This window comes from Acinetobacter kyonggiensis, from assembly GCF_900107285.1.
Classification (GTDB): domain Bacteria; phylum Pseudomonadota; class Gammaproteobacteria; order Pseudomonadales; family Moraxellaceae; genus Acinetobacter; species Acinetobacter kyonggiensis.
This window is the reverse complement of record NZ_FNPK01000012.1, coordinates 77,581-99,608: the sequence shown is the minus strand read 5'-3', so window position 1 is coordinate 99,608 and position 22,028 is coordinate 77,581. Positions and strand designations below refer to the sequence as shown.

At 36.6% G+C, this 22,028-nt stretch carries 19 protein-coding genes, 2 tRNA genes and 1 CRISPR repeat array; of the genes, 11 read left to right on the top strand and 10 right to left on the bottom strand.

What is annotated here, in order from left to right; translation table 11 throughout:
• Window positions 1–47: 47 nt before the first annotated feature.
• Together BLV99_RS11165 and BLV99_RS11160 are read right to left on the bottom strand one after the other, a co-directional pair.
• Window positions 48–386: a SirB2 family protein gene (locus BLV99_RS11165; RefSeq protein ID WP_092690643.1), complete on the bottom strand. Its 339-nt coding sequence runs from the start codon at window positions 384–386 to the stop codon at window positions 48–50.
• Window positions 387–399: 13 nt separating this feature from the next.
• Window positions 400–711, bottom strand: coding sequence for a BolA family protein (locus tag BLV99_RS11160; protein ID WP_086164893.1), 312 nt, complete (start codon window positions 709–711; stop codon window positions 400–402).
• A gap of 234 nt (window positions 712–945) precedes the next feature.
• On the opposite strand from BLV99_RS11160, the gene BLV99_RS11155 reads away from it, so the two are divergent.
• A tRNA-Gly gene (locus BLV99_RS11155) sits at window positions 946–1,021 on the top strand.
• A 40-nt stretch (window positions 1,022–1,061) separates the two neighbouring features.
• Window positions 1,062–1,137 (top strand) — tRNA-Gly (locus tag BLV99_RS11150).
• A gap of 302 nt (window positions 1,138–1,439) precedes the next feature.
• Here BLV99_RS11150 and BLV99_RS11145 read toward each other — a convergent pair.
• On the bottom strand, window positions 1,440–1,664 hold the full coding sequence (locus BLV99_RS11145; protein WP_092690640.1) for a helix-turn-helix domain-containing protein: 225 nt from the start codon (window positions 1,662–1,664) through the stop codon (window positions 1,440–1,442).
• A 115-nt stretch (window positions 1,665–1,779) separates the two neighbouring features.
• On the opposite strand from BLV99_RS11145, the gene BLV99_RS11140 reads away from it, so the two are divergent.
• The 5 genes from BLV99_RS11140 to BLV99_RS11120 all read left to right on the top strand — a co-directional run bounded on the left by BLV99_RS11140 (window position 1,780) and on the right by BLV99_RS11120 (window position 4,789).
• Window positions 1,780–1,989 (top strand): hypothetical protein, encoded by a 210-nt coding sequence (locus BLV99_RS11140; RefSeq protein ID WP_004732663.1) that lies wholly within the window; start codon window positions 1,780–1,782, stop codon window positions 1,987–1,989.
• 11 nt (window positions 1,990–2,000) lie between these two features.
• Entirely contained in the window at window positions 2,001–3,164 is a 1,164-nt protein-coding gene (locus BLV99_RS11135; RefSeq protein ID WP_092690638.1) for an Arm DNA-binding domain-containing protein, read from the top strand.
• Window positions 3,161–3,409: a hypothetical protein gene (locus BLV99_RS11130; protein WP_092690635.1), complete on the top strand. Its 249-nt coding sequence runs from the start codon at window positions 3,161–3,163 to the stop codon at window positions 3,407–3,409. The genes BLV99_RS11135 and BLV99_RS11130 overlap by 4 nt, the downstream gene beginning before the upstream one ends.
• Before the next feature lie 68 nt (window positions 3,410–3,477).
• Window positions 3,478–4,032: a DUF1376 domain-containing protein gene (locus BLV99_RS11125; RefSeq protein WP_092690632.1), complete on the top strand. Its 555-nt coding sequence runs from the start codon at window positions 3,478–3,480 to the stop codon at window positions 4,030–4,032.
• Window positions 4,033–4,042: 10 nt separating this feature from the next.
• Window positions 4,043–4,789, top strand: coding sequence for an ATP-binding protein (locus BLV99_RS11120; RefSeq protein WP_092690629.1), 747 nt, complete (start codon window positions 4,043–4,045; stop codon window positions 4,787–4,789).
• Between the two features lie 110 nt (window positions 4,790–4,899).
• Window positions 4,900–6,548: direct repeats of the CRISPR family, unit length 29 nt; unit sequence TTTTCTAAGCTGCCTATCTGGCAGTGAAC.
• A 131-nt stretch (window positions 6,549–6,679) separates the two neighbouring features.
• Here BLV99_RS11120 and cas6f read toward each other — a convergent pair.
• From cas6f to BLV99_RS11085, 7 genes are all read right to left on the bottom strand, one after another.
• Complete coding sequence (gene cas6f, locus BLV99_RS11115; protein WP_092690627.1) at window positions 6,680–7,279, bottom strand: type I-F CRISPR-associated endoribonuclease Cas6/Csy4; 600 nt, start codon at window positions 7,277–7,279, stop codon at window positions 6,680–6,682.
• Between the two features lie 2 nt (window positions 7,280–7,281).
• Window positions 7,282–8,304, bottom strand: coding sequence for a type I-F CRISPR-associated protein Csy3 (gene csy3, locus BLV99_RS11110; RefSeq protein WP_092690619.1), 1,023 nt, complete (start codon window positions 8,302–8,304; stop codon window positions 7,282–7,284).
• A 36-nt stretch (window positions 8,305–8,340) separates the two neighbouring features.
• On the bottom strand, window positions 8,341–9,330 hold the full coding sequence (gene csy2, locus BLV99_RS11105; RefSeq protein ID WP_092690615.1) for a type I-F CRISPR-associated protein Csy2: 990 nt from the start codon (window positions 9,328–9,330) through the stop codon (window positions 8,341–8,343).
• Window positions 9,327–10,595 carry a type I-F CRISPR-associated protein Csy1 gene (locus tag BLV99_RS11100; RefSeq protein WP_092690612.1) on the bottom strand — a complete coding sequence of 423 codons (1,269 nt, stop codon included), beginning with the start codon at window positions 10,593–10,595 and terminating at the stop codon, window positions 9,327–9,329. The genes csy2 and BLV99_RS11100 overlap by 4 nt, the downstream gene beginning before the upstream one ends.
• Before the next feature lie 9 nt (window positions 10,596–10,604).
• Window positions 10,605–13,967, bottom strand: a complete 3,363-nt coding sequence (gene cas3f / locus BLV99_RS11095; protein WP_092690610.1) for a type I-F CRISPR-associated helicase Cas3f — start codon at window positions 13,965–13,967, stop codon at window positions 10,605–10,607.
• Window positions 13,964–14,926, bottom strand: a complete 963-nt coding sequence (gene cas1f / locus BLV99_RS11090) for a type I-F CRISPR-associated endonuclease Cas1f (RefSeq protein WP_092690608.1) — start codon at window positions 14,924–14,926, stop codon at window positions 13,964–13,966. The genes cas3f and cas1f overlap by 4 nt, the downstream gene beginning before the upstream one ends.
• A 161-nt stretch (window positions 14,927–15,087) precedes the next feature.
• Window positions 15,088–15,351, bottom strand: a complete 264-nt coding sequence (locus tag BLV99_RS11085; RefSeq protein WP_092690605.1) for a hypothetical protein — start codon at window positions 15,349–15,351, stop codon at window positions 15,088–15,090.
• 310 nt (window positions 15,352–15,661) lie between these two features.
• On the opposite strand from BLV99_RS11085, the gene BLV99_RS11080 reads away from it, so the two are divergent.
• The 4 genes from BLV99_RS11080 to BLV99_RS11065 all read left to right on the top strand — a co-directional run bounded on the left by BLV99_RS11080 (window position 15,662) and on the right by BLV99_RS11065 (window position 21,743).
• Window positions 15,662–16,159 carry a hypothetical protein gene (locus BLV99_RS11080; protein WP_092690656.1) on the top strand — a complete coding sequence of 166 codons (498 nt, stop codon included), beginning with the start codon at window positions 15,662–15,664 and terminating at the stop codon, window positions 16,157–16,159.
• Entirely contained in the window at window positions 16,156–18,336 is a 2,181-nt protein-coding gene (locus tag BLV99_RS11075) for a hypothetical protein (RefSeq protein ID WP_092690602.1), read from the top strand. Before BLV99_RS11080 ends, BLV99_RS11075 begins: the two co-directional genes overlap by 4 nt.
• Complete coding sequence (locus BLV99_RS11070) at window positions 18,333–21,290, top strand: site-specific integrase (protein ID WP_092690600.1); 2,958 nt, start codon at window positions 18,333–18,335, stop codon at window positions 21,288–21,290. The genes BLV99_RS11075 and BLV99_RS11070 overlap by 4 nt, the downstream gene beginning before the upstream one ends.
• Window positions 21,291–21,380: 90 nt before the next feature.
• Window positions 21,381–21,743 (top strand): antitoxin Xre-like helix-turn-helix domain-containing protein, encoded by a 363-nt coding sequence (locus tag BLV99_RS11065; RefSeq protein WP_092690598.1) that lies wholly within the window; start codon window positions 21,381–21,383, stop codon window positions 21,741–21,743.
• The last annotated feature ends 285 nt before the right edge of the window (window positions 21,744–22,028 follow it).

The following is a 22,028-nucleotide window of genomic DNA, read 5'->3' as shown; positions in this document are numbered from 1 at the left end:
CAGGTTGGACATTTGATTTCTAGAGTTATTCGCATTTCTCTATTTTATCAAAATTCAACCTGCTTTGTTTCAGCATACTTTTTGAAACACCACCCATCTTTTTTATAAGCTTTGATTAAAGATGAAAATAAGACCAGAAATAATACGACTTTGGCATAAAACCACGATTGCACCTCAAAGTTTTTAATGACTAAAGAGGTCAGACCCGTCAAAACAATTAAAGTCATTGAAAGATGTTGTAATGCCACAAAAAGTTTACGTGCTACAGGATTCGGTTGATTGCCCTGAACGCCTACAAATAAAGTAAAAGCGCGCGCAATCACCACACCAATCAGTAAGGTCACACTGATCATATGCACAATTTTAACTGTCAGCTGCATGTCCATTTTTCAATATTCCTTATTTAGATTTGGGTGCATGCGCACATTCAGGGCTAGCAGTCGCTTGACCTTGCCATTCCGAAGCAACAAAAGCATGAATCGCCAAAGCATGAATCGCTCCAGGACTGAGTAAGTCGCCTGCGGCGGCATAAATTTTTTGATGACGCTGTACCAAACGTAATCCTTCAAAAGCATCACTCACCACAACCACTTTAAAATGTGACTCTTTACCTGGGAAATAACCACCATGACCAGATGATTCATTCACCACTTCTAAATGGCTTGGTGACAAACTTTGTAATCGTTGAATTAATTGCTGTTCTAAATTCAAAATAATACTCCCAAAGGCTCTAGTTCTCGCTTCAGTATAACGTGTTCTGATTCAATCTTTTGCCTGTCGTTCCAGAATCATTCATCATTTTCCAGCTCAAATTTTTCTTACGGCTATCAACTTTGCTGATAAAACACCCCACTTTGGGGAAAATGGTTTTATTTTATGCAATTGATACAAGTTTTTTCACAAAATGATTGACCACATTTTCACATGCTGTATTATACACGGCATGCGGGAATAGCTCAGTTGGTAGAGCATAACCTTGCCAAGGTTGGGGTCGAGAGTTCGAGTCTCTTTTCCCGCTCCAAATTTTTTAGTGTAAGTTTTTATTAAAAACTGCTCAATAAGCGGGAATAGCTCAGTTGGTAGAGCATAACCTTGCCAAGGTTGGGGTCGAGAGTTCGAGTCTCTTTTCCCGCTCCAAATTCAAAAAAGCCCTCATCGAAAGATGGGGGCTTTTTTTCATTGATTTTATTTAATTTTTTATCAGTGATTATGTTTATAACCACTGTAGTTGTTCTATTGTTTATATTCTCTCAAAAAATAATTGTGACCACGATGTGACCGAAATGTGCCCATCTTTTATAAATGATCTTAAATTACATTAAATTCTCTTAAAATATTTACAAAATATCCAGTCATTGCCTTTCATTTTCTTAAAGTCTATTTCTAAATAAAAATTTGTGACCATGACCATTTTTTTGTGACCATTTGTGCCCAAAATACTACCCAAGATTTTGATCTTTATTATTTTTTTCAAAAACAAATAAATCCCCGACTTGGATATTTAAATGCTCGCAAATGCGATCAATTGTATCTAAGTCGATTCGGGTCAACTCTCCATTATAAAGTTTATGCAAAGTCGTTTTATTAATTCCAGTACCACGAATTAAATCAGCAACCCGCATTTTTCTTTCTGCCAATAAAATTGGTAATTTACAAATAACCATTAAAAACTCCACTAATCCGATGAAAATTTAATTGCATTCAATTAAATTTAAGGTTATTTTACGTCTATGGATGAATAATTACTTACATCCAATGAATTCTTACAGGAATACAATTATGACATATACCTACCTTACCGCCCAACAACTGGCTGAAAAAATTCAGTACGACGCTCGTACTATTCGCAACCAACTTAAAGATAGCGTGTTCATTGAGGGTGTTCATTACATTCGCCCATTCGGTGGCCGTAAAATTCTTTTTGTTTGGGAACGTATCGAAACTGAAATGCTTAAGTTTACTGGTTTAAGCATGGAAGCGTTGCAATAGGAGTTTAATGTATGGCTACTATTCGTGAAAGAAGTGGAAAGCTCATTGCTGACTTCCGTTATATGGGAATGCGTTGCAGAGAAACCACAACGCTTGAAGATAACGCATATAACCGACGTATTTTAAAAAAACGTCTTGAACAGCTTGAAGCTGAGATTATTTTGGGAACTTTTGAGTACGAAAAGTACTTTCCAAAAAGTAAACGTCTTGAGGAGTTTAAAGAGAAAAGAAGTCAGCAAATTGCTGTGCAAACTAATGTTCCATTATTCAAAGATTATGCACACATTTGGTTCAATCAAAGACGAATTGAATGGAGAGGTTCCTATCAGGAAAAAATTCAAATTGTCATGAAGAAATATTTGATTCCTGCTTTTGGAAATCAGGTAATGACAAAAATTAAAAAATCAGACTTGCTGAATTTCCGTGCCTCCCTCGCCAAAGTGACACACGGAAATAATCAGACAACTCTGAAAGCATCGCGGATTAATCAAATCATGACGCCTTTACGTATGATACTCAATGATGCGGCTGAACGATACGAGTTTGAGTCGCCTTATAAAAATATTAACAATCTGAAGGAAAGTAAGATTGAAGTCACTCCCTTTTCTCTGGAAGAGGTGCATAAAATTCTCACAATGGTGCGTGATGATTTTAAGCCTTATTACACTATTCGTTTTTTCACAGGTATGCGTACCAGTGAAATCGATGGTCTTCAATGGAAAAATATCGACTTACAGCGTCGTGAAATCCATATTAGAGAAGCACTGGTAAATGGTGTTTTGGGTGGAACTAAAACTTATGGTTCTGACCGCACCATCCAAATGAATGATCGGGTTTATCAAGCCTTTCTGCAACAGAAAACCTTAAATAATGGTAAATCCAGTTTTGTTTTCTGCAATCGTGATGGTGGGCCTCTAGATTATCGTTTGGTGAATAAACGTGTCTGGCATCCGATCTTGCGCTTTCTAGGACTGAAGCCTCGAAGAGCCTATCAAACCCGCCATACCGCAGCAACTCTGTGGTTATCTGCCGGTGAAAACCCGGAATGGATCGCACGCCAATTGGGACATTCAACCACTGAAATGCTGTTCCGGGTCTATAGCCGCTACATTCCAAATGTTACCCGTCGTGATGGCAGTGCTTTTGAAGCCATGTTGGAGAGACTGAGCACATGAACAGTAAAGCTTTCTTTGGCGGCGTGGTAGTTAGCCCTGAAGCAGATATGGTCGCGCGTGAATTAATTCATGAGCTACATATTCCCAAACTGCACAATCTGGCTTTTTTGCTGGAGATCAACAAATGTTTCGATGATCACCAGGCGTTGAGACTTTGGCTACAACGACTGCTGGATGATGGACAAGCCCATTACGATGATTTAGCCAGACAGGCCCGCATCCGGCTAATGAGCCTAATTCCCTGATCAAACAAATATATAAGGTCATCTAATTGATGACCTTAGCCCTTCTATACCTATAAAAAGGTGAAAATATGCATAAAGATATTTCAATTTGGATGCCACTCTATATTGGCGACTTACAGGCAAAATTTGCACGAATGACCGCAGAGCAAATTGGTGCAGCACTGCTGTTAATGATGGATTTTTGGAAAAATGGGGCTATTCCTCATGATCTAGCGACAGTCTGCAGCATCACAAAATTACCGCAGCAGACAAAAGCTAGAACTTTGTTGAATACGCTGATGGCATTGGAATTGTTTGAAATCGAGTCTGAACAGATTCATTCAAATTTTTTGACCAGTTTAAGAAGCCAGGCTTTACAAAATCAGCAGATGAAATCTGATAAAGCTAAAAATGCAGCTCAAGCACGCTGGAACAAATCCGCAAGTAATGCTCAAGCATCTAACAAGCAAATGCAAAAAAATGCTCAAGCATCCTCTGAGGAGAACCCGAGCATTGCTCCGACCAATCTCAAGCAATGCCCTTCATCTTCATCTTCATCTTCATCTTCATCTTCATCTTCATCTTCATCTTCAAATTTTGAAGAAAAAAATGATAATTTTTTAGAAAATTCCAAATGGATTTAGGAGAATAACCATGAATATTATGCTTAAAACGCTCCAGATTCGCGCAGAAGAAACGAAAACACTTTGCTCTACCCATCATATACCCCTGATAGAAATTGCTGGTCACAGGCTCTGTAAATTGTGTGCGAAAGAAACCGTCCACCACTCCAATGCAGCTTATGAAAACGAAATGCAACAGCGCTTACTGCAGCAGAAAATCAAAAATTCAGGACTTAATAAACGCCACCTTGACTGTGGCTTCAAGAATTATGTGATTGCATGTCCTGCACAAGACAATGCCATCAAGCTATGTCAGGCCTTTGCACAAAAAATTATTTCTGACCATCATCCGAATCTGCTACTCATCGGCACACCGGGTACAGGAAAAACCCATCTGAGTGCATCAATCATTCGCAACATTCTGTATAACAGTACAAAATCTGCACGCTACTATACTAGTGCAGAAATTGCTCAAAAAATAATGGACACCTGGTCAGATGCTTCACGCTCTGAAAAAGAAGTAATCGACCATTTTTCTAGTTTTGATTTATTGGTGATTGATGAATATGGCCTGCATGACCGGCATGAGAAACGTCTAGAACTGGTACATAAGGTTTTATATAATCGTTATGACAACATGAAATCCACGTTGCTTATTTCTAATTTTACAGTGCAGACCATGCAGCAGGATTTAGGAGTTCGGTTATGGTCACGGTTACATGAAAACAACTTGATTGTAGTGCCGTGCTACTGGGATGATCGAAGAATAAGTAGATAAAAAAATCTTCACTCAAGCCAATTATAATACTGATATAATTTGATTTTTTATTTATAAAGTTCTCAAAATAGAACTAAATCCATTTGTCGTTTTTAACGCCTCTTGTTCGTCTTTTTAAGCTGCCTACATGGCAGTGAACGATAACCCAAGCCAAGCATACAAATTTAAAAACTTCTAAGCTGCCTATATGGCAGTGAACTTTAAGATCAGGTTGTTGTTTATTGATGATGATTTCTAAGCTGCCTATCTGGCAGTGAACTGGGCTAAAGATTTAGGCGCTTCATGGGTAATTTTCTAAGCTGCCTATCTGGCAGTGAACGGTGCGAAAGAGATTATCCAGAGCCATTGAGATTTCTAAGCTGCCTATCTGGCAGTGAACGTTTTACAAAGAAAGCGAGAAGGTTTACAAATTTTCTAAGCTGCCTATCTGGCAGTGAACAGATGGACATTCAACTTCATAAATAAACAAGATTTCTAAGCTGCCTATCTGGCAGTGAACAACTAACTTGGCGGGGTTTTTCTTTTCTTGTTTTTCTAAGCTGCCTATCTGGCAGTGAACGCTCGCGGCGGCAAAGTTAGGCCCACGAGGAATTTCTAAGCTGCCTATCTGGCAGTGAACCTCAGGCAACAACACGCGGTGAAATTGCAGACTTTCTAAGCTGCCTATCTGGCAGTGAACCTCAGGCAACAACACGCGGTGAAATTGCAGACTTTCTAAGCTGCCTATCTGGCAGTGAACACCTTTCTGTAACTTCCCCATACCTTTTGATTTTTCTAAGCTGCCTATCTGGCAGTGAACATTGCATCTGAGTTGGCTAAGAGTAAAGTTCGTTTCTAAGCTGCCTATCTGGCAGTGAACAATATCAGTATGTCCAGAATCAACATGATACTTTTCTAAGCTGCCTATCTGGCAGTGAACAATTTGATTCAATCGACATGAATAAATGCGATTTTCTAAGCTGCCTATCTGGCAGTGAACAATTTGATTCAATCGACATGAATAAATGCGATTTTCTAAGCTGCCTATCTGGCAGTGAACAAGCGCACTTATTCTGTAACCGAAGAGCTTTTTTTCTAAGCTGCCTATCTGGCAGTGAACCTGGCGCAGCCGCTCAAGGTGGATTGCTTAGTTTTCTAAGCTGCCTATCTGGCAGTGAACTCGCTTTACAGTTAGTTGTATTGTTTAATCTTTTTCTAAGCTGCCTATCTGGCAGTGAACGCCTTTCGGACATAAGACCGGATCTCACTAATTTTCTAAGCTGCCTATCTGGCAGTGAACCTAAATGGTAACGAAGCTTTTGCGGCATTGATTTTCTAAGCTGCCTATCTGGCAGTGAACTGATACCGAGCATTGGGACTACGCAGTTTTTTTTTCTAAGCTGCCTATCTGGCAGTGAACAATACACGCGACTCCCTCGCTGCGTAGATGTTTTTCTAAGCTGCCTATCTGGCAGTGAACTGAAACTATAAACAACTCTCTACGTCTGCGATTTTCTAAGCTGCCTATCTGGCAGTGAACGATTTAAACAATGCACTAAAGTATGGTCGAATTTTCTAAGCTGCCTATCTGGCAGTGAACAGAGGCCCCGAAATTCGGGGCGATAGGTTAAGTTTCTAAGCTGCCTATCTGGCAGTGAACCCAAAAAGTTAGTTGGCAATTTGAAATAATATTTTCTAAGCTGCCTATCTGGCAGTGAACCACCAACTCAAGTTTGTAAACCTAATCCAGATTTTCTAAGCTGCCTATCTGGCAGTGAACAGTAATTTTAAAGAAAAAAATAAAGTTATAACAGCAAGTTAAGACCAAAATCTAATAAAAGACCAAAGTTTTTACTCACTGTCATAACCTATTGATTTTATTAAGCTGTTAAAGAGTGAAAAAATATTGGGTTAAAATTCGGGTACTGATGATTCCGAACTTAAACCATAGGTACTAAAAACCTGAGTCTCAGATTGATTAGCATTTTTCTTTTCTATGAAAAGCTTAAAACTTTTGTCAGATGTTAAACTTTTCATTTGGATATAAGGTAAATCTGTAGTGGTAACTACATTGCTATATCGCGCCAATGCTTCATCAAAACCAATATCGCCACGCTTTACACGATGACGCGCCAAACGCTCAGCATTGGTTTTCACTTGCTTACGGCTATATGTTGCATAACCCTTAATATTTTCAGGTACTTCACGTATAGACGTAATATGAACGTAATCAGTTAAACGCTCTAACCACTGAAACATATTTAGGTTTTCTAAAGCTGCTTGATCTTCAGCAAAGATACGAAGTTTATCGCCCAAATGCACTTTTGATTTTTTAGCCTCATCACCATCCTCATAAATATATTTGGGGAAACTTATCCCAATATTTCCTTTTTCATTAGCATTTTTATGTTCCGCTAAGGCAATATGCAACTGGGCATAAAGTTTAGACCAAATGAAATATGGGGAAATTTCAGCTTGATCAATCAAGGTAATTTCCTGATAAAATTTCATAATTAATCATTTCCACCAAATACACCGCCACGGATTAAATTTGCAACAACAAAATGTTGGTCATCTTCAGAAATATCTTCGTTTTCTAACCAGTTAATCAGTAGTGTATAAAAATCGGTTTTACTAATACGATATGCCTGCCCACGATTTGGTACTGAGCCATATGGTTCAACTGCAATAGGTGCTTTTACTGATTCAATATTTTCTATTGTGTACCAATTATCAATCGTTCGAATGGCATTACCAATTTTCTCAGAATGAATACCTGCACACATACCTTGATTAGTTTTAACTTGATATAAGTATTTAGACTTTTGCCCTTTAGGTGTATCCATAACCATCTCTTGAGATGGGAAAATATGCTGTCCTTGCCCAACTCTAGCAAATACAGTTACCTCTAGTAATAAATAATCATCCTCACTAAAGCTTTTAGCAACTAATTCCGCAATCTCGATAACTTGTTTATCAGTAATTTCATCAAAGTTATTTAATGAGTATTGATATGCATCATCAAAACTCCAAATCTGACAAGTTTCAGTATTTTTAATTTCAACTGTTATTTTTTCTGCACCTAGTCGATTACGCCATAAAAAACGCGCATTCACTAAGTTTTGAACGTAACGTTTTGCTAATGTTAAAAATCCAATATTTTTTTGATAAGTTGAGAATTTTTCTTTTAATTTGACTTCAAACTCAGGTCGATTATGCGTAGTAGGCTCAGCAATATTACCTAAAAACTTCACTGTAAAGAAAACTTTTAAGGTATCTGCTTCAAATGGTAGACGCGCATCATCGCCCCAGACTAAATTTGGATCTGTTTTTTCCGCGTCATCAACACCATATTGACTTTTTGTACCCCGATTACGTTTTTCATGCAAATCAATATTTTTCCATGCAGTCGGATTCGCACGCTCTGACCACAAACCTGATTGCATTAATGCATCAGAAGGCTCAATTTTACGATTAAATGCAAGTACGCTTGGAACTTTTGCACTATCAGTTGCTACTTTAGGTTTCTTCGCCATTTTATTTTTTCCTTTTCAATTAATTAGAAAGAGTGTTTAAAAATCATAGTTAAATGCACCATCATTATTTGATGCTGGTTGTAGTTGTTCAATAGGTTCTATCTCAGTTTGAAACTGTTGATTCTGTTGGCATAAATACCATTCATCCTCGATGTGATATGTCCAAATCAAATCAGATAAATTTTGTATTCTATGTGTACTACGCCATTCACCAATACTATGCACAGACTCAACAAATCTAAATGGATATTGTGGATCGCGATGATGTTCCACATCCTGTCCGTTATACAATGGACTAATCCCTTTAAAACCAATCATCAATGGCACAAACCAATCTCTCGGATTTGGCTTATCCTTACGCACCCATTGCACAGTTTGCTGATCTTCATCAATTTTGGATTCAGCTTTATAGGCAAAAAAATCTGTCCATAAATCAAAAAAATCTGAATTTGGATGATTTATTTTCGATTGTTCGACATGCTTTTCTAAAGCGGATGTTGCATCAAGCAATACAAAACTAGGCAGAAGTTTTCTTTTTAATTTGTTTATGTTTGATTCTTCTGTCCAAAAACTAATATTTTTAATATTTGGAATACTTCCACCTGCTAAACGTGCTTGATAAACCCATTTTTTCAGAGAATTTTTATAAATATTTTTCTGTTCATCTGCACCTGATAACACCTGTTTACATTGCAAAAGTAAGGAAACTGTTAAATCCATTTTTCCTTCTTCAATAATTGGTGGTGTTTTATTAGCCTCAGCACGATATTTCTGACCTTGTAAAGTTACAGGGGGACGTTTACTTTGAATAAAATGAACATCATATTGTTCATTAGTATGTAAGGTAAAATCATGGCTAAAAATCGCACAACCTATAATTTCTATGCCGAACTCAGCATTAAATTTACGAGAAAGTACATGGGTAAAGCCTAAAAATCCTGTGATTGCAGGAAAACCATATGTAAAACCTGCAATACAATTTGCATCTTCAACTCTAATTTTTTCTAATAAAATATATGAAGTCATTCGGCTGATTCCACTGTTAATACCGCATGAAAATCTTTTAAAATAGGATGTAAAGTATTAAACCAAATGGCTTTTAATTCTCTACGCTCATATTTTTCCCCCATATTTTTATTAATCCATTTAGCAACTTGTTCTGTAAATTCATCGATATATTCTTTATCTTCATGTTGATTATTTTCAATAGGATCTAAAAATGAACGTAAATAAGGTTCAATTTCCATATCATTCGACCAACCTTTGGTATAACTTTGCTGTATCCATAAAACTTGATGAATGACTTCATCCGCAAGTGATTCGACCAATTCTGTTAAAATATTTCTACGATTTAAATTAATACTCAGGTTTTCTTTTTTCATCACATAAAATAAGCGTTTAATCTCTTTGAATATTTCTAAGCTATTACTTGTACGGCAACGTGCTAAAAATTGTGCCATTGTCTGAGGTGGTAAAGAATCTTTCTTCCATTGTGGCGGATTTGCTTGGAAAAAATATAAACCTCCCCGACGTGTACCATTTAATTTGGATGCATTTTGATGATTACTTTTCGTCACGCTTAAAAAAGCAGTTTTAGGAAAAAATGTATAAATACCGTCATAGCTAACATTCTGCTTTCTGGCTTGATTAACAGGTGTGTCTTTAGAACGACTTAGTGAAATTTTTTCAAAAATTTTATGTGCTAAAGCACTTGATTTAACAGGTGAAATAACATGATAGCTATGATTCACAGGAATATAGACTTGTTTAGCCAATACGTGACTACTTAATTTTTTAGCCACATAGGCTTCAGAAATTTGAGTTTTCCATTGTTTTCGCACCTCAGGATTATCTGAAATTTTACTTAAATAAATTTCATTTTCTGCTAAAAATTGCCCTAAATTTTTCCCCGAATCTATAACATTAAAACTTAGAAATTCAGCAACAGGTGCATAACTTGCATCCGTGTATGCACTATCTACTTCATCGACATTTGCAGTTTGTGTCGTCAGCAAGTAGTGATGTTTTTGTTGTGGAATAGAGTCGACTAAATTAATGGCTTTATTACTAGAATGTGTGAGTTTTGCGACATGACTGACATTCAAACTGACCTTACTCGCATTTTCAGCAATATAATTCATCCAAGATACAATTTCATGGTCACTATGAATCTTGGATAAATGCTCATCTGTAAATGCTTCTTTCAACTTTTTTCGCTCAGCTTCTACTTTTTTATCTATACGTTGCCTTAAAAAACTTTCAATACTGGCATGTACCACATCAACATTCATTATAATCTCCTATAATTTTTTATCTAAAAACACACCTAAAAAAGGGTGATAGTAATATTGAATATTTGCATCATCTAACAGTGACACTTCACCATAATTTAGAACAACTTGCCTTTGTGAGCTTTCTAAAATATCTTCAATTTCTTGATAACGTTGATTTTCATCTGCACCAAACCACATTTGACTATTTTGGTGAAAAGTTAATTTTTTAAAACTTCGAATTTCATCAACAATAGAAAATGTATAGGTTTTTTCATCGTAGCTATTCCATTGCATTTTTCCCGCGCTATTCGGAAGAAGATACAAACTCTTTTCAGCTTGAGATTTTCGAAATGGCTGACGTCTTTGTAATTCACCACTCCAAGACAGAGCATTACACCACCATAATCTTGCATGATTATCCTCATCACGTGCACCCAATAAAGTCATGGTATATGCAGTTTGCTCAAGCGTAACCAAATCATTAAAAACTGGAAGCTCTGCTTTTGATGGTGGTTTGATAAAACAAATACTCGGAACGGCATTAATATATTGGTACTGTTCTATTGCAAGTAAAGTTCGGATTTCCTTGTTTTCATTCAAGTTACGACCGCTTTTATCATTGCCTTCAAAACCAGGTTTGGTAAATGCAACTTTATTATTTTGTAAAGCACGAATATTTTGATTCAGAATAAATAAATTTTCTTTCATAACATTTTGCTTGCGATGTCTTTGAATACGCCCCGCTAACTGCACCAATGAACGCATAGAGCTTGGTTCAGCAATTGCCCAATCATAGTCGTGGTCTCGCCCAACTTCACAGACAGATGTCGCTAATACAATAAAAATATGTCTTTTAATGTTTGGGTATTGATTGATTGCACTCGAAATTTCAGGTTGTGTCCAAATTTTATCTGCAGTTTTTCGATTTAAAATTCTATCTAATTTTTCTTCAATAAAAGAGCGTTGTGCCAAGGTAAATTTACTATGATAAACACAGTAATGAAGCATAGTTTGATCATCAATAGGCTGAGTCAATAAATATTGGGCAACCTGAACAAGCGGATTAATATTGGCAAAACGAATGACACCTAAAGAGATTTCGATACCTTTTTCATTCGATTGATGATGATAAGCATGTGCTTCAGCAATTCCCTTTAGTAATGTATTGACTACTTTTTCTTGAATACTCTGACCTTGTTGAATATCTAATATTTTGGCTTTTCTTAATTTATTTTCATCTTCTCTAAGTTTTTTTATTCGATCATTGACGTAGAGAACATGGTGCTTACAAAATTCAGCCACATTTGAAGCTTCTATATCTTTTACAGCAAACTCATCAAACCAAGCACATACAATCGGTTTTTTTTGCTGATGTCCTAGCATCGCTTGTTGATATTTTTGCCGACCCGATACATAGGACTCATACAATGCAAAAGCCATAGCCGGTGGAATTGTCGCACTGGATAATAAAACTTTAGCACCTAACATCCCTGCCCAATTCACCAAACGAGAAAGTGCAGGTAAATTATCAAGTCCAAACTCATCAGGCTCATCTAAAATTAAATCGGAACTTAGTAATCGTAAAATCGGTGCTATTTGACGCCCGCCTCTTAAACTTTCAGTAGCGGGAATTAAATAATCAATGGTACTGACCAAAATAGGCGCATGTAATAATTTTTGAATTTTGGGATCTTTACTAAACCATGTTTTTAATAAGCTATCAGGTTCTATATTAGGATAATCAACATCAAAACAATCTTCTGTGTCTTCTAAACTCTCACTACCACGCATGGCAAATTCATTTTTTTCTAAATCTACTAATAACTGCTCTTGTTTTTGTGTACCTTTATCTTGTTGCATTGCCTTTTGTATACGTTGGATTGCACTTGAACCAATAATGGTTGCAATATCACTTTCATCCAACTTAAGGTTTTGTTTAAGTGCATCGCCTGTTTGCGTTGTAAGCGTTCTAAGACCTAAAGCAATACTAAAGCGAGTTCCTTTTTCAATATCAGATAAAGCATACATAATACGAGCATTCGCAATTGTCTTGCCCTTTCCTGTACTCGCCATATTAATGCCAAAGAAACCACACTCATTACTGCGTATATTCAATTTTTTGCAAAGTTTGACTGCTTTATCTTGCCATTCACTCAACTGTGGATCAGCATTTTCAAAACCCCGATCCAATATTTGATTTACTCCTAATTCAGGTAATTCAGCAATGAATTGTGGAAGTTTACGACTGTAAATATATGCATAAAAACCGACTGCTAAATTATGTTCATCTAATTTTTGTTTTAATTTTCGCTCACTATCTGTATTAGCATACGCTTGATAGCTTTGATCTTGTAACTCTCCCCTTGCATCTTGAGCAGAATACCAATGATCAGTCATCATCAACATTAAACGCGATAAATGCATAGTTAAAGGATCATTTAACCAATTCAATTGCTGAATTTGACTAATCTGGTTACAGCCTCTTTTTGAAAGTAATTGTGCTTTCAAACGCCATTCTTGACTACGAACAGGTAGACCAAAACTAAATGTCCAATTTTTATCTATTTCTGCTTGCGACCATTCATATTTAATACAATTAGGAGAATTCCATTTCACATCGCATTCAGACAACCAATATTGGGATAAATCTGCATATTGTAATGAACCTGACTTATTGATATTAAGCACAGGTGGTTGATCTTCAAAAAAAGGATAAATGGGTAAACGATGATGACTAACGATGAGCCACGCAACCAATTGTGCAAATTGTGGTAAATGGGAAAATATATCTCCAAGTTTTGATCTTGACTGCATTTTTACTAATTTTTCTAACCATTTATTTTCATCAGAAGACTGTAAATTTCCTAATTGTGCTAACCATTGTTGATCGTTTTGATCGGCAACAAAAGCTTCAAATATTTTTAATGAAATCCATTCGTGTCGGTACGGCTCATAACCTTTTTCAGTTTTAATTTCGGGATTGAGTTTCGCTTGAAATAGATCATTGGCTTTTCCAAAATCATGAAATAAGCCTGCTATTCCTGATGCAATAGCAACAAGTTCTAAATTCTGCCATAAATGTGATGATTTCCATGGCTGTAAACTTTTTGCAGTTCGATTCACAGGCACAATGCCTTCACTATTAAACTTATTACGATTCCCCACCACCCAAAGCAATTCACTTCTGCGTCGCCCACGAATCCAATGGCAACTCACTGCGGTATTTCTGGTGACAGTCTTACGTAACAGCTTCTTAACGGCAATGAAACCTTCTTCTGTAATCACGGTTTGCCAAGTGTTATCTCCAATTCGATCTGCAAAGGCATCCAACACACGATGGGTACGTGATATTGCTTTTTTTTCACATTGAGAAATAAAGGTCACGATCATGCCTCATCTCCATGCGCAGATGACAAAGCCGCAGCCTTCACTTGATCAAACATAAAGTCCAAACACTTATGCTCGGTAAATTTCTGCAAGATCTGCTGTCGAAATTCTTGCTCGGTCATTTTTTCTTTGGCACAAATAAATGCGTATGGCAAAACAACAGCATCTTTAATTAAATCTGCGACATCAAACACCAATGCACCACGACGGGTTTTACCATGCATTACAGCAAAACCATGTGGAATACCCAGTACCCAAAGTGTGGTCGCTGCCAATCCGTAGGCCAAATAATTGCCATGATTTAAAAAATCATTGGCTAAATCACCCTGTTCAGGGTTACGACTAAAATCTTTCAAGCCTGTACATTTCAGTGCAATCTTATACAACTGCTTCGTCATTGCGGCTTCAGCCAGTAATACATCCCCGACTTTATTTAAATGCGAAATTTTTTGGGAAAATCCATCCAGTGCATTTTGAACATCTAGATCATCCAAATAAAATCCTTCAGCCTTTAAATCTCTGTCTTTCGTCCAAGTTTGTTTGATAAATTCGATACGCACTTGTTGAAATTGTTTAGCAACATTTAAACGCTTGTTTTCATCAAACCAAAACTGCATCCATCCTTGCATATATTCAGTAGGACGATATTCGCTTTGCGGGGTCATCCACTCAATTTCTGTGCCCATAAAAAGTGGTGTACCACCACCGCCACAAAATCCAACCAATACACCTGCACTTGCCAGCATTCGCATAGCTGCTTGAGTAATGGATGTTCCTGTACCAAGCATGATGACCGTAGTATTGGCGATCGGGATATTCCAGTATTGATTTTCATTTTTGGCTTCAGTCAAATACAAAACTCGGCCATCTTTTTGCATAACACGGCAATATTCAAGATAATAAACATTGGCACGTTTGGAATGTAATATTGCTTTTAAATCTGATGGATTAAGCTGTTCCATTCTTGTCATCAATTTTGAACGAAAGTTATCGTTAAAATATCCTTTTCCAATAATTATTTAAACAAATTTTATGAGTTTGGCGTCATACATTGACGCCGTATTCTTTACGTTTGATTTTTAAAACTTATCAGAAATCAAAGTGATTAAGAGTTACAAAGATTTTATTTCAACCCAAACTCATCCAATGTTACGGGGTCAAAATTTTCATCAAAAATCTGCTCACCCAAATGTTTTCTTTTTAAGGTCGCCAGTGCATAAAAAAAATATTTCTCACATAACTGCAATTCATATCTTTCCCCGTCATGCTTGGAACCATAGCCCCAATGCGCCGATAAAGCTCCAAACTCCAATTTCGTTGATTGGTTGCATACATCACATACAACATCTGTAACGACTTCTATCTGTTTCAGTTGTTTAATTTCCATATGCGGCTCCTTTTATTAATCAAGTTAAATTTGTCTACATGCTTATTAAAAAATTATTTCTGTTTGGCTTTAATTACCATTAAAAAAAAAATCAGAAATACTATATATAGGGTTTTTATAATTTAACAACACAATATAAGGTATATTCAGCCATTGCTCCCCTACTAAAAAAAACATGAATATATTGTTTTATTTTCAGCCGTTTGGCACAAATATGGGGAAGCATCACTATATGTCTGTAAAAAAGAAAAACGTACCAAATTGCCGCGTACCTGCAAAAAACCTGCAATTAATATGCTACCCAAACTGTATGCATGCCTACCAAGTTTGGATAGCTTTATTTTTTCAGCTTAATGAAAAACAGCAAAACTATCATTTGGATTTTACTTTTAAACAGAATATCGACATCCCGCTCCTGACAACTAATAAACCGGATCTCTATTTTTTTAGTAGTCATTTCAGCTGGATCTATGCCTATTTTTACAACAAGAATAAAAATGAATTTAAGTTCAGAGCTTATGAGAAAAATAATTCCTACGAATTCACCATCCAGGCTTTAAGCGAAGTAAGGGCCTTACTGTGTTCCGGATTACACCACTCAATTCATGGATTAGACGTCATTTCAAATTGGCTAAATGAACAATACTTAGCTGCACATCTTCAGGAAGTTTTCGGTCAGGAAGTTTTAACTATCAATCATCTACGAGAATTATCAGGACTGTCTAAATCCAAAAGTCCAGTAAGTTCTATTTCAAATTATGCAGGCCCACTGTCATTAGAAAAAATTCTGGCGGGCATTTCATCATGAACGGATATAGTTATTTAGAAGATACTCAAGAATTAAAGCTTGAGCCATTTCGAGACTTCTATCAAGCACTGGCGGAAGCAAAACTGGAAAATGATCAGGACTTCTTTAAGCTCAATGATTTCATCCAACCAGCTGAAGTCGTTAAACTAATTAAAATTATGACTCAGCATCCTACTGATCTATCGATTAGTAAATATCCATTGGCGCATTATCTCCTGGCACTGATCAACACCCCATCAGCATATCAATCAAATGCACTGAAATGGGCCATTTTCAATAATCAATGTATTGAATTACTTGATAGCAAAGAACATGCAGCTACTGTAGCTAATCTTTGTAGGCGTTTTCGTTTAGCCAGTACAAAGCGGGAATATCATTGGCTTTACAATTTCTTACCTATCCTTGCTCTCCAATTAGACAATCTGCTTGAGTTTCTAAATAAAGCTGAAAGAGAGAATAAGGAGTTACTTAACCTTTCCAAACCAAAGTTAAGTGCACAGCAAATAGGTCAGCTGGCAGATATCCGCGTTATTTATACCTATGTGCATACGCAATCAGATCGTCAAAAAAGACATCGTCAAAGCAATCCAAGCGCCCAGGAACTTGCTCAAACTGATGTTAAGAAGACATCAAGAATGTCTCTCGATGATGAAAAAACACATCAGACTTATTTTGAACGAGGTATGGCAAAACAGCCACGTGAGGATAAAATTATAGAAAAAGTTGAAGATCATAATTTTGAATTTAACTCACTAGAGCAATGTTCTATTACAGCTCAGATCAATAATCTCAAAAATAAAATTCTGCATCAAAACAAGAATGAGCTAATGAGCAAGTCGAATCCTCGTGTCTTCGATTTGCCTACCGCACAGTACATTATGCAAATTTTATTTGAACAGGCAGAAAACTCTCCAATTCATACCCTGCTTTTATTTTCAGTCCTCAGTCTTACTCATTATAAAGATCTGCCGGTATTTCAAAAAAATTTACGAGTCAGTACAAAAAACAAAGAGGTATCACTGAAACCTCAAAAATGTTTCTTTAAGCAAAGCTTTGAAGTCTCTAAATTCAATGATTTTGTTTTAAGAGAACATAGGTTGAATACCGTGAATTCTTTTACGATTCCTCTGCCTAAATATTATCTAGAAAATCTAAGTCAGTTGAAAAAAATGGATGGTGTTGAGATTGATTTCAAGATACAGGAGTATTTACGAAAAATTAATAAAGGGCTGACCTTCCAGTTAACATCACAAAATCTTCCTCGCTTACTCAGTGATATTGCATTAAATGAAATGGGGTATGAGCTGGAAAGCAAACTACTCAATGGAGAAAGTGTTCAGCACTATATTTCATGCCATTACTCTTCAACACAGATCTTTGATATTATTGATATTTATACTCAAACTCTAACTTTGACTGTTCCTCAGCTGGAAACTGAATATCTTGAAGAATTCAGCAACCCGCATTCTTTTGGTAGTCAGCAAACACCTAATCTGCCATTTGTGAAATCTTTTTTTTACCAGCTTGACCGGCAAGTGCGGGAACATCCCAATCCTTTTGAGACCCTGAAATATTATTCAATCTGGCTGTGGCATATTTGCATGCTGATAACTTCAGCACGGCCGAGTGAATCCTTTCCGCCCAATCTAGATTATATTGACCTCGACAATCAATTGATGGCTGTTGCAGATAAAGAGCAGCGTTATTCGGGTACCATTGGACGATATATACCGTTTAACGATTATCTTCGTGATGAAATACAGCATTACCTAAAGTATTTGAAATACTTTCTGGATCTCACAAAAGCCTATCTGTCCAATGAACAAGTACAAGCAATTCAAGAGGTCTTCGATGGTGAATGCCCCTTTCTATTATTTTACGATCCACAAGGATATGTCCGAAATTTAAAACTTTCTGATATTCAAAAATACTGTACAGAAATAGCCTTTCAGCGCAATTGGACCCGCCACTTCGCTCGTTATTTTTTTGCACAATACTGCAATGAAGATGTAGTCAAAGGCATCTTTGGTCACGATGAGCCCATGCAGGAACTGTTTGACCGCTATTCAGGTTTTCAGACAACAGATTACGATCAAATTAGAGCAGCACAAGACAAGCTGGTCGGAATTTTAGAACTTAAAAGTATGTCAACGTTTACAGGAATAGCGATTACATGAGCAAACATCCACATTCCTTAAAACGTCTAGAAAAACTTAAAAAGAACAAAGCATTTCTTCTGAAATTGTTTAGCGAAAAATATACAGAACTGACACCCGAAAACTATCCAGAAATTTTTCGACAAGTTGACGATCGACTTTTAGAGCACTGTAAGTCAAATATCCAAAGCTACCAAAGGGCACGTATAGAATTTGCTCAATATATCCAGCGTTTTAATCTTTTATCGAATCAAAAGTATCCGGTGCCTGCCGCACCCGTGAGGCACGAAAGGACTCTGCCGCAACAAAATATTGAAACCTTAAAACATGGTAAAAAAGTTACTCAATTTGCCCAGAATATGATTGCTTACTGGACAAAACATAATGACTTCAGTCCAACCCAATCACTTGGCTTTTGTTTGATCAGTTCAATATTATTCAATGGCATTTATAACAATACCGAACTGCAAAAGTTTTTAAAAATCATTTTAAAAACAAATAAATTTCAAAGTTTTTTAAATCTGAATCATATTGTTTCACTCGAGATCCCGAACCGGCATTTCGGTAATCAGCGTATAAATGACCCTGATTTTTCAGTCAGCTATACAAAAACGTTTGTGCTACACGATATTGTGAAATGCTGGATCTATAGACTAAAACATCAAAAATTTGATTTATTTTCAGATATTGAAGATGCAGAACATCTGATCAACGCTTGTATTATCGAATGTTTTCCTGAGGAAAAGGTGCGTTGTAAAGAACTGTTAAAATACGGTTTTTACTATACACAATTCCTGAAAAACAGCGGACTGGATCAAATGTCCATTTGTATCTTAAAAAATGAAATTTGTAGTTCTAGTCCTCTCGAAAAACAATTAGCAGCTTATTTTATTCAGCCTGAACCCGCGCCTACCCATACGATTCAGAAGGTTTGTGAAAACCCTCAGGACCAGCTTAGGATCACTATTGCGTTTGATGTAGCAGATATTTTAGTAAAGATACGTCAAGCTATTCGTTCAGAAGACTATAGCAATCAACTCATAAAGTTATATTCCGGAGAACAATCTCCGGCCTTGGAACGTTTGCTGTTATGGACCATTCTGCGCTCAAAATTAACGGAGCTACAACTGGATCGTCTCAATCATATTATCCAGCAGCAGCAGCGATTTAAGCGCAAGCTTATACGCGCAGATTTTCAGCCAATTAAACAAAGCTCTCTAAAAACCATGTTTTCACAGTTTGCAGTCCATTGGCTGCAGGCAACGCAAGACAAAGATATTTCGTCATTTTCAGATGCTGATTTTGAAGACCTCTATGGGGAAATGCTTTTATTAAAGAAAGAAACAACTAGAGCGACTTTACAAAAACGTCTACAAGAGTTTCATCACAAACAGATCTTATTCTTTAACGCACCCGCTATCGATCTGGATAATTTAATCCAAATAAAAATCTGCAGAACCGCATTGATCTCGCCACGTCTTTTTCACCACATGCTAGAGCAGCTCAAAAATACTCAAGGTATTTCGCTTCAGGATAAAAAGATATTTAAACTGATTTTTATTCTGGGATTCAGAGCCGGACTACGGATCAATGAAACATTGAATATCTTTGTACGTGATCTACTGATTACTGAAGATGCTGTGATGCTCACCATTCGCAATAATCGCAATAAAAATCAAAAAAGCTATTCAGCTTACCGTAAGATTCCCCTCCATCATCTGCTCAAAGCCGACGAATTACGAGCATTCAAAAAGTATAGTCAGAATAGAAAACGTCTGCTAAAAGAACAGGGAAAATCAGTTACACAACCGCTATTTTTAAAACAGTCGCTGGAAGAAACTCATGAAAATGAAGTCAATGCTCTATTGAAACAATTGATCCAGCCAGCTTTTGGAGAGCACAATTTTACTTACCATAGTCTGCGCCATTCTGCATTTAATCATCTCTATCTGATTTTAAAAGATTCAGCTCTTGCTGATGAATTTACCGACTATACGCCAAATGAGCAGCTACGCATCCGTTATGCGTTGCTAAGAAACAGAAATACTCAGCAAACCTGGTATGCACTTTCTCATTTTGCCGGGCACCTGACCCCTGAAACGACCTGTTCAAGCTATCTGCATTTAATGCACCTGGCAATTAGCTACCAGCTGAATCAAATTGAAAGCCCTCTGTCTAAAGAAGCCTACTTTAATATCATAAAACATGATGATTCTGTTAAATTTCCTGTGCAGCAACGGGCGATCAAACAGTTTTTATTTGACCGACTTACTAAAGACCGTTATAAGCAACATGATCATCAATATCAACCAGGGCAACAGAAATCACCTGATTCACTGATGCTAGGAGCTCATGACTCAGAGATGACTTTTGAACTATTGCACCACATTCTTGCAGTAGAAAAAGAGCAAGACCTTCTGTTACCTGAAGCCATTCCTTTGCAAATCGCGCAAAAATTACGTGCCAGAGCTCTGCATTTGAAAACTTCCTGTGTAAACCAAAAAAAATCTTCCCGGCTGTTTACCACGGATTTTTTAAGGAAAACTCCTGCTGCATTAATTACCAGGTTGCCAACCAATCAGGAGGAGAAAAAGGTCATTCACCATATCCAGGAGCGTTATGCAAATGTACAAAGTAAATATAAAAAACAGCTCAATATGATCTACTCAATTTATCTTGAAAAAGTTCAGCCCAATTCAGCCCAGTTAATTTTTGAACTAAATGAAAAACGGCAACTGAAGAAGCTTCTTTCTTTCATCAGCGGCTTATTTCCCAAAAAATATCTCCATTTAGAACTCTCTCAGCAGAGCAAGACAGAGCTCAAAAAAACATTACAAGATTTAACATTACGGGCAGAAAACTTCAGCCTGAATGAGGATGAGACGCGAATTAAGTTTTGTTTCAAGTGTAAATATGCGAAGGCACTCGGTGTATTCAAACTACTGATGTATCTAATGATTGTTTCTCATATTTAGGATGTCTACAGTAAAAATTTGAGTTCTTAAAAACTATCATCAAATCATATAAACTCTATGAATTAGCAGCGTCTGAAACAGAGATCGATCATGCGTACAACATCAGAAAAAACTGTAAAACAGAGAATGATATTAGCTAAGGCAGTTTTAGCTGCTGCTGAGCGCCTTGGTCTTACACAGGATCAACTAGCCTTAATACTTAGTATCGATTCGGTGAAAACTTTAACCTCTCTTGAATTAGATCCCACATCAAAACAGGGAGAACTCGCCCTCACTTTAATCCGTATTACAATATCACTAGATGCTCTGACAGGTGGGGATACTGCCTGGATGCAGCATTTTATGAAATTACCAAATAAATTGACCGCTGACATTCCGATGGAACAGATTCAGAATACTCAGGGATTGGCCACTATTTTACAATTTGTGGAAGGTCTTCAGGCTAAACTTTAAAACTATTCATCAATTATAATCTTTTATTAGTACTCATTTTATCCAGCAATCCCACCTCCGTAATACCCACATAAATCCATTATTTTGTGGTGTAATAAAGTATATAAAAACAAAATATTATGGATTTAAATTTCAAAAAATCCGAAAAATTTGTTTCATTGCTATGCGAGAGACTTCGTAAAGAACGACTTTTTCTGATGGATGTATTTGTTCCAGTAAATCAGGTAAGACCTTTGAATCACTGACATTATTGCTTGAGCAAATTTTTTTATTACAACCATTTGA

Coding starts and splice junctions, on each gene's coding strand:
- BLV99_RS11165 (WP_092690643.1), bottom strand. CDS start 386: ATGGACATGCAGCTGACAGTTAAAATTGTGCATATGATCAGTGTGACC.
- BLV99_RS11145 (WP_092690640.1), bottom strand. CDS start 1,664: ATGGTTATTTGTAAATTACCAATTTTATTGGCAGAAAGAAAAATGCGG.
- BLV99_RS11140 (WP_004732663.1), top strand. CDS start 1,780: ATGACATATACCTACCTTACCGCCCAACAACTGGCTGAAAAAATTCAG.
- BLV99_RS11135 (WP_092690638.1), top strand. CDS start 2,001: ATGGCTACTATTCGTGAAAGAAGTGGAAAGCTCATTGCTGACTTCCGT.
- BLV99_RS11130 (WP_092690635.1), top strand. CDS start 3,161: ATGAACAGTAAAGCTTTCTTTGGCGGCGTGGTAGTTAGCCCTGAAGCA.
- BLV99_RS11125 (WP_092690632.1), top strand. CDS start 3,478: ATGCATAAAGATATTTCAATTTGGATGCCACTCTATATTGGCGACTTA.
- BLV99_RS11120 (WP_092690629.1), top strand. CDS start 4,043: ATGAATATTATGCTTAAAACGCTCCAGATTCGCGCAGAAGAAACGAAA.
- cas6f (WP_092690627.1), bottom strand. CDS start 7,279: ATGAAATTTTATCAGGAAATTACCTTGATTGATCAAGCTGAAATTTCC.
- csy3 (WP_092690619.1), bottom strand. CDS start 8,304: ATGGCGAAGAAACCTAAAGTAGCAACTGATAGTGCAAAAGTTCCAAGC.
- csy2 (WP_092690615.1), bottom strand. CDS start 9,330: ATGACTTCATATATTTTATTAGAAAAAATTAGAGTTGAAGATGCAAAT.
- BLV99_RS11100 (WP_092690612.1), bottom strand. CDS start 10,595: ATGAATGTTGATGTGGTACATGCCAGTATTGAAAGTTTTTTAAGGCAA.
- cas3f (WP_092690610.1), bottom strand. CDS start 13,967: ATGATCGTGACCTTTATTTCTCAATGTGAAAAAAAAGCAATATCACGT.
- cas1f (WP_092690608.1), bottom strand. CDS start 14,926: ATGGAACAGCTTAATCCATCAGATTTAAAAGCAATATTACATTCCAAA.
- BLV99_RS11085 (WP_092690605.1), bottom strand. CDS start 15,351: ATGGAAATTAAACAACTGAAACAGATAGAAGTCGTTACAGATGTTGTA.
- BLV99_RS11080 (WP_092690656.1), top strand. CDS start 15,662: ATGCATGCCTACCAAGTTTGGATAGCTTTATTTTTTCAGCTTAATGAA.
- BLV99_RS11075 (WP_092690602.1), top strand. CDS start 16,156: ATGAACGGATATAGTTATTTAGAAGATACTCAAGAATTAAAGCTTGAG.
- BLV99_RS11070 (WP_092690600.1), top strand. CDS start 18,333: ATGAGCAAACATCCACATTCCTTAAAACGTCTAGAAAAACTTAAAAAG.
- BLV99_RS11065 (WP_092690598.1), top strand. CDS start 21,381: ATGCGTACAACATCAGAAAAAACTGTAAAACAGAGAATGATATTAGCT.